1 protein-coding gene is annotated in these 2,644 nt (G+C 42.9%); it reads left to right on the top strand.

Annotated elements, in window-relative coordinates:
• Nucleotides 1-2,320 (top strand): CHAT domain-containing protein (locus PX482_RS20045; protein WP_288122923.1); only part of this gene is annotated, 2,320 nt, incomplete at its 5' end.
• Nucleotides 2,321-2,644 lie beyond the last annotated feature (324 nt).

Here is a 2,644-nt window from a genome sequence, read left to right as displayed (position 1 = left end):
TGAGCAAGCTTGCCCTCTCTCTCAACAAGCTCTCAAAATTCGTGGTAAAAGTTTAGGTACTGAACACCCTGACTATGCTACTTCTCTGAATAACTTAGCCGTATTATATAAGTCAATGGGACAGTACGAGCAAGCTTTACCTCTCCATCAACAAGCTCTCGAAATTCGTGGTAAAAGTTTAGGTACTGAACACCCTAACTATGCTAGTTCTCTGAATAATTTAGCTAACTTATATAAGCTAATGGGACAGTATGAGCAAGCTTTACCTCTCCATCAACAAGCTCTCAAAATTATTGGTAAAATTCTAGGTACTGAACACCCTGGCTATGCTACTTCTCTGAATAACTTAGCCCTATTATATACAGCAACCAACTGCCATAAACCAGCCCTAAAATTAATGCAAGAAGCGGCAGATATTGACTTAAAAACTATCTCGAAAATCTTTAGTATCAGCACCGATAAACAACGCATCATTTATCTTATACAAAACTACTATAAAGTAGAAAGATTTCTCTCTCTCGTTTTCCAACACTTTCCTAATACTCCCGAAGCGGTACAATCTGCCTATAACCTCATCTTAAGACGGAAAGCGATCGCAACCGAAACCGCCATCCTGCAAAAAATCGCCCTTTTATCCCAACAATACGCCCATCTTGCCCCCAAACTCCAACAATGGCAACAAATCAGACAACAACTCGCCAAACGCTGTTTTGATATACCCACCCCCGAACAACTTCCCTACTACCAACAAGAAATTAAATCCCTCGAACAACAAGCGGAAAACCTCGAACGAGAATTAAATATCCCCGAACTTAACCTCGAAAAAGAACTGCAAAACGCTGATTTTCGTACCATCGCTTTAGAATTACCCGAAGGAACTACCCTAATTGAATTTTTCAGGTTTAATAACTACAATTTTCAGGCAATTCCCGCCAACGGTGACGCTGCATCCTTTCCCCCTCGCTATCTCGCCTTTATCCTACCTGCCCAAGCCCCAGAACAGCTAACTATGATAGATTTAGGAGAAGCTGAACCCATAGACAAATTAGTGAAAGAGTTTCGGGAATCGGTAGAAAACCCACGAGGATTAAGTGTGGCCGTATTTAAGAAACAAGAGGATATACTGTCAAAAATTGAACTAAGCCAGCTTATTTTTGACAAAATCAAGCCTTATCTCACCCAAGAATTAATTATCTGTCCCGATGGCGAATTAAACTGCTTACCCTTTGAAATTTTACCCACCGATAAAGGCAGCTACTTAATGGATGAATATCGCTGCAACTTCTTAAATGTAGGGCGAGATATCCTGCGCTTTAAAGCCAAAATTCCCGCAAAAGTCACCTATCCTCTCGTTATCGCTAACCCTGACTATAACTTAGCTAGTCCCGAAAACACGCCATCAACTGCCGAAAATGAGGAAAAATTCCCCTTTAAACCATCCTTACGCAATTTAGCCACCTCTAGACAAGGACAAATATTCAACTCCCTCCCCGGCACCGAAATCGAAGGCGAAAAAATCGCTAAAATACTCAGAGTCAAACCCGTTACCGCCGCCAAAGCTTTAAAACCTCTTGTCTCCAAAGCCCAAAAAGCCCCTTATATTCTCCATATTGCTACTCATGGCTACTTTCTCGGCGATATAACCCCCGAACTGGACACAATTAACCAAAACTTCATGTTATCGAGTCTTTCCGCCTCAGAAAGATTCCAAGTCGGCACCAGACAAAATCCCCTGTTGCGTTCAGGTTTAGCCTTTGCGGGGGTGAATACGATGTTAAACGGCGGTAAACTACCCGAAGAAGCCGAAGATGGCTTATTAACTTCCCTAGACGTGCAATCTATCAACTTAGCAGGGACAGAGTTAGTAGTAACATCCGCCTGTGAAACCGCCTTAGGAGACCTCTACACAGGAGAAACCCTCATCGGTTTGCGTCGTTCCTTCATCCAAGCAGGAGCAAAAACCGTTATTATCAGCCTTTGGAAAGTGGAGGATGTGGCTACCACTATCTTAATGCAGTATTTCTATTATTATCTCCTGAAAGCAAAACTTAGCAAAGCAGAAGCTTTGAGAAAAGCCAAATCTAGCCTCCAGCGTCTCACCATCGCCAAAATGCGTTCCCAATGGCTAACGGAAGATGCCATCAAATCGGCAGAAAAACACAGTATAGGAACTGCTGCCCATTTGCGTGAATTAAGTCAAAAATCTGATTTAGAACGCCCTTATGAAGCTCCTAAGTATTGGGCCGCTTTTATTTGTTTAGGGAATCCAGCCGGTCTTCCGCTTTTACCACAGGCGAGCAAGGGACAAAATCTGAAATGAGGAAACTACAATTTCAAGATATCCCTTTATTTTTAGATTAGCCGAACCTCCTCCCCTTGCCCCCAACCCCCCAACATCGGGGGGGGTTGGGGTAGGGTTGATTCAAGGTAGGGTTGATTCAGTAGGGTTGATTCAAGGTAGGGTTGATTCAAGGTAGGGTTGATTCAAGGTAGGGTTGATTCATGAATCAACCCTACTAGATGAACGTAGCGACTGTCTTGATTGTCAAGGGGTAACTCAAAAAACAATCAAGGAGTTGCTGTCGAACCTAAAATCTCAAGCCAGAAAAAAGCGCAGCAAAAACTAAGTCGCTCAGGTTAAACC

The organism is Microcystis sp. M53602_WE12 (assembly GCF_030065455.1).
GTDB classification, from domain to species: Bacteria; Cyanobacteriota; Cyanobacteriia; order Cyanobacteriales; family Microcystaceae; genus Microcystis; species Microcystis aeruginosa.
Note: the sequence above shows the minus strand (reverse complement) of the source record. Positions and strands in the feature narration are given on the sequence as shown.